We start from the raw sequence: 4,905 nt of genomic DNA on the forward strand, positions 1-4,905 counted from the left end.
AATCAATTGCAGACACATAACATTCGGAGCGAAAAACACCATCTAAGCAAGGAGTAGCTTTCAAGTTTACCTGCTTGATGAAATATCCACCGCATATTGGAGAAGCACATCTGCGAAAATCTCTCCGTACCGTGTAATATCCCCATTGGGGAAACTCTTGATTTTCAACAGTGGCGGCAACAGAATCAGTAGTGTCTGGAGTAGAAATATTTTGCGCCGATACTTTGGAGAAAAATCCGTTGGTGACTATTATTGCACCTAATAGAGGGATAATTGAGGCTATGTAGTTAAGGGATATTTTGTTCATGAGAGTTTTAAATTTTATTTAAGGATTCAATACTTTTGTGAAAATAAGAGTTGATAAAAATGCTGGCAAATATCAAAAAATTATACCATTATAATCTATGTAAATTTTTTGGCGAATTGTTACAATTTTTAGAATGATTAAAGAAGGATTCAGCTATTGTGAATACATCCGTCAGAATGCAACCAGTGGAGATTCAGAACTGCTACTAATGGACATTAAGTTGATATGGAAAGAAACAACAGTAGATACAACATGGTGTTGAGAACGGAAACGATTCCTGAAATAGATTATGGAGCATGGCCTAGAGCTAAAGTTTTTCTTAGTGCTATTCGGCACATAGTCACAAAGAAGGTGACGGCAGAATAAAACATATATCCTAATCTATCGGGAAGTAGGGTAAAAAATAATAGAATGTCTCTGAAGGCGTGAAAGCACCTTGATAAGAAAATTAATTTGAGTGTCAGTTCAGACCAACAATGAAGTTTACAAAGTCCTGCTGTTGCACCCTTGTTTATGACAGATACGTAAGTCCTGGAAGATTTAAAGTCACTCAATGTAGAGAATGAGAAAAGCTGACCGTCTTTTCCAATTAGTGAATCTCATCAGAACTCACCAACCCATTACAGCAGAGCAATTAGCTGAACGAATTGGTGTTTGCGTGCGTACAATTTATCGATATATCGATGATCTTTCGTTGAGTGGCATTCCAGTTTATGGTGAGCCTGGTGTTGGTTACGCCTTGGATGAAGACTTCGAGTTACCGCCCCTAACTTTAACTTGTGATGAAATCGCCGCTTTGATGTTAGGGGTCGAAATGCTGTCGCGCTCGACCGGGACTGACTTAGCAGCAGCGGCAAAAACGCTGTTGAGTAAAATTGGAGCAGTGTTGCCGCCACGTAGCTTTGATCCGACTCGCACACCTGTTCGGGCGCTTGGTGAGATTCTGAACAACCAAAGCTTAAGACATTGGAACGACCTTTATCGGAGCATTCAACAGCAACAAGCCGTCAAAATAGTCTATTTGAGCTTGAATGAGCAACTGTCTCAAAGGGTTGTGTTCCCGTTGGGGCTATTTTACTGGGGTGGAAAATGGACAGTTGGAACATGGTGCATCCTTAGAAACGCTTACAGAGATTTTCGTGTTGATCGTATCCAAAATCTCGATTTTGCTTCAGATGTTGAATCTCCAGACCAAGAGATCAGTCTTGACCTATACACGAAATTTCAGCTTGAGCGAATAAAAGCATCTGGCTTCCACTGACACGATGCTGTCAGGAGTAGGGCTTTATGCTGGGTAACGCCTAAGAATTTGTTAAGGAGCTAATTTCGCTGTGTTTGAGACATTTCCTAACTTCTGGACTCCAGTATTGCCCGTTGCTGAAATTAGACTGACTCCCATTGCAGTTGAATTAGCAGGTGAATCGCTAGTCCTATTTCGTCATTCAGCCGATCAGTTTGCGGCATTCCTTGATCGTTGTCCTCATCGCGGTGTTCCTCTCTCACGTGGACAAATCACAGAAGACGGTTGCCTTGAATGTCCCTATCATGGTTGGCGTTTTGCACCAGATGGTGCTTGTACTCATGTTCCTTTCAACTCACTTAATCCAGTTCAACGCTCAAAACTGTCAGTCGTGAGGTTGCCGACAAGGGTGATTGCAGGAATATTGTGGGTCTTTACGGGAATCGACAACGTGCCAGAACCGCAGTTGCCGTTGAGCTTATTGGAACCAAACGATTACTACGTGATTCACCACGAAATTTGGAATGCACATTGGACAAGAGCAATCGATATTTCGCTGGACTATCTACATATTCCTTTTGTCCATCGGAATTCATTTGGTGGCGAATTCCATGACCCAGTACACCAAAATGCGAGCGCACAAATCAGCGTTACTTCAACAACAAATGGAATGGCAGTCACGAATCAACTCAATACCTTACCTTATGGAATTGAGATTGATTGGCATCAGCCCAATAATGTTGTTCTCAAGTTAGATTTAGGTGGGATGCCCTTGCGTCCCCATTTGTTTGCCATTCCGATCAATACCCAACAAATGCGATTCATGCAGGTTGTTCTGCCCAACTCTGGGATTGATCGGAGTAACTTTGACTTTGATGAGTTTTTTGCAGCATCTCTCGACGACCGCACGATGGTTGAGTCACAAATCGGTGAAGTCCCTAATATAAGTGAAGGATGTAACGTGCCTACCGATCAACCTTCACTTCGGTTTCGTCGTTGGTACTACCGCACAGTGAAAAATAGGAAAACGGAGGCTATTCAAGGCACAAGTGCTGGTTGATATTATTTGATAGCGACCACCGATTATCATCCCAGCATTCTTGCAAAAAGTCAAACCCCGGATTCTGCCCTGAATTCGCCGCCCGATTCAGTTTATTCTTTCTTGCAGGTTGCATTGATCGCGTAACTATGGCCTCATGCAACCATTTATTAGCATTAGGGATAGGCGCAGCTCAAAAATTATACTTTCCTAATCACAGTGAGTCCAAACGAATCAATCGTATTATCGATGTAAGTAGCGATGCCTTTAAAATATAAAATGACAGCGATAGTAATGTAACAATCGCTCTATGAATCAGGAATCGCCTCAATTTATCAACCATATTGTCTCAAGTTTGCGGTCAATTGAGGGAATTACAGCCATCTCATTGGGAGGTTCACGGGCGCGGGGCAACCACACTAATAAATCAGATGTGGACTTGGGGATTTATTATAATTCAGAAAACCCGCCCGATTTAATTGCTCTAAATCGCCTCGCCTCTGAGCTTGATGATAAAGGCCGCGTCAATTTAATTACTGCAATTGGTGAATGGGGAAAGTGGATTAACGGCGGCGGTTGGCTACAAGTTCAAGGTGTAGGTATAGATTTTCTCTATCGTGATTTGGCGAAGGTCAATCGTGTGATTGATGATTGCCATGCTGGACAAATTACTATTGATTACCAACCAGGACATCCTCATGGTTTTGTATCCTCAATTTATATGGGGGAAATTGCTATTTGTCAGGTACTTTACGACTCTAATGGTGTTTTAGAAGCTTTGAAGCTCAAAACAAAGCCTTATCCATCTGGGCTGAAACAGGCAACTATTGATACTTTCGCCTGGGAAATCAGTTTCTCGCTGGTGGTTGCAAAAAAGGCGATTGCACGCGATGATGTCGTTTACGCAGCAGGTTGTTGTTTCCGCAGTGTGGCGTGTATGAATCAGGTTTTATTCGCTCTTAATGAAGATTACCTGTTGAATGAAAAAGGTGCAGTGGCAATCGCGGGTAGGTTTGCTATTTGCCCAACTGACTATCAACAACGGGTTGAGCAAGCGTTTGCACTTTTAGCTGCTTCTTCAAAATCGATAACTGAGGCGATCGCTATTCTTGAGGGTATTGAGGATGATTTGAGCCAATGGTATGGAAATCGACGATTGGCAATGTAATATTTATTACTATTTTGCTGAGGTATAATTAAGTGAAACTATTTAACTTTAATGTAATAATATTAAACGAACAAGGACAAGAAAGCAAACGTGAACAGCGTCAAGCCGAGTACTTCACCGAAGACCTGGGCAACAATATTACTCTTGAAATGGTACTTATTTCTGGTGGTAGTTTCATGATGGGTTCACCAGAGAATGAATTAGAGCATAATAATTCAGAAAGCCCTCAGAGAAGAGTGAACATTAAGCAATTTTGCATGGGTAAATATTCTGTCACCCAAGCACAGTGGAAGGCTGTAGCAACATTACCACAGGTGAATATTGAGCTAAAACCTGAGCCATCATATTTTAAAGGAGATAAACGACCTGTAGAAGGAGTTTCTTGGCACGGTGCAGTTGAGTTTTGTGATCGCCTTACCACCCATACAAAAAGACAGTATCGCTTGCCTAGCGAAGCAGAATGGGAATATGCGTGTCGTGCTGGAACCATCACCCCTTTTCATTTTGGCGAGACAATTACGACTGATGTCGCCAATTATAACGGTACAGACGATGAAGAATATCAATTGTCAAGTTCTTATGCTCAAGGACTCAAAGTTATTTATCGAAAAGAAACTACAGTTGTAGGAAGTTTTGGAATAGCAAATGCCTTTGGGTTATACGATATGCACGGTAATGTATTTGAATGGTGTGCAGACTTTTGGCATAAAAATTATCAAGGAGCGCCAACAGATGGTAGCGCGTGGATAGAGCCTAATGATAATCAGAATTGTGACAGGGTGATGCGCGGGGGTACGTGGGTCGCCAGTAAAGACATCTGCCGTTGTGCTTCTCGCCAAGATAATTGGAGCCGCCACCTCGGTTTCCATATTGGTTTTCGGGTGGTGTATGCAGGTGCGGTATGATGCGGCGATCGCTACTCCTCCCATTTCACCAACCCACCATCCCCCGCCACCAACCCCCACTGCGGAAACTTCGCCAGCAACTTCTTGATCACAATCTGCAAAGCCGGATCATCATTCCAACACTCCTGCAAAAAGTCAAAACCCGGATTCTCCCCTGAATTCGCCGCTCGATTCAGTTTTTCCCTTCTTACAGGTCGCAGATTTGACCGCGCTACAATCGCCTCATGCGACCACTTTTCAGTTTGT

At 42.7% G+C, this 4,905-nt stretch carries 5 protein-coding genes and 1 pseudogene; 4 read left to right on the forward strand and 2 right to left on the reverse strand.

Annotated elements, in window-relative coordinates:
- Positions 1-307: DUF6748 domain-containing protein (locus tag H6G26_RS38410; protein WP_347242586.1), on the reverse strand; the 307-nt coding region annotated here is incomplete at its 3' end.
- A gap of 562 nt (positions 308-869) precedes the next feature.
- Here H6G26_RS38410 and H6G26_RS38415 point away from each other — a divergent pair.
- The 4 genes from H6G26_RS38415 to H6G26_RS38430 all read left to right on the forward strand — a co-directional run bounded on the left by H6G26_RS38415 (position 870) and on the right by H6G26_RS38430 (position 4,659).
- The gene (locus H6G26_RS38415; RefSeq protein WP_190736968.1) at positions 870-1,568 is read left to right on the forward strand and encodes a YafY family protein; all 699 of its coding nucleotides are present in this window, start codon (positions 870-872) and stop codon (positions 1,566-1,568) included.
- Positions 1,569-1,638: 70 nt separating this feature from the next.
- Positions 1,639-2,607 carry an aromatic ring-hydroxylating dioxygenase subunit alpha gene (locus H6G26_RS38420; protein WP_190736971.1) on the forward strand — a complete coding sequence of 323 codons (969 nt, stop codon included), beginning with the start codon at positions 1,639-1,641 and terminating at the stop codon, positions 2,605-2,607.
- Between the two features lie 289 nt (positions 2,608-2,896).
- On the forward strand, positions 2,897-3,754 hold the full coding sequence (locus H6G26_RS38425) for a nucleotidyltransferase domain-containing protein (RefSeq protein ID WP_190736973.1): 858 nt from the start codon (positions 2,897-2,899) through the stop codon (positions 3,752-3,754).
- 32 nt (positions 3,755-3,786) lie between these two features.
- Positions 3,787-4,659: a formylglycine-generating enzyme family protein gene (locus H6G26_RS38430; RefSeq protein WP_347242587.1), complete on the forward strand. Its 873-nt coding sequence runs from the start codon at positions 3,787-3,789 to the stop codon at positions 4,657-4,659.
- An 11-nt stretch (positions 4,660-4,670) separates the two neighbouring features.
- On the opposite strand, the pseudogene H6G26_RS38435 reads toward H6G26_RS38430, so the two are convergent.
- Positions 4,671-4,905, reverse strand: a pseudogene (locus H6G26_RS38435) (hypothetical protein); the annotation flags it as partial.

The sequence above is a fragment of the Nostoc sp. FACHB-888 genome, assembly GCF_014696655.1.
In the GTDB taxonomy this organism is placed as follows: Bacteria; Cyanobacteriota; Cyanobacteriia; order Cyanobacteriales; family Nostocaceae; genus Nostoc.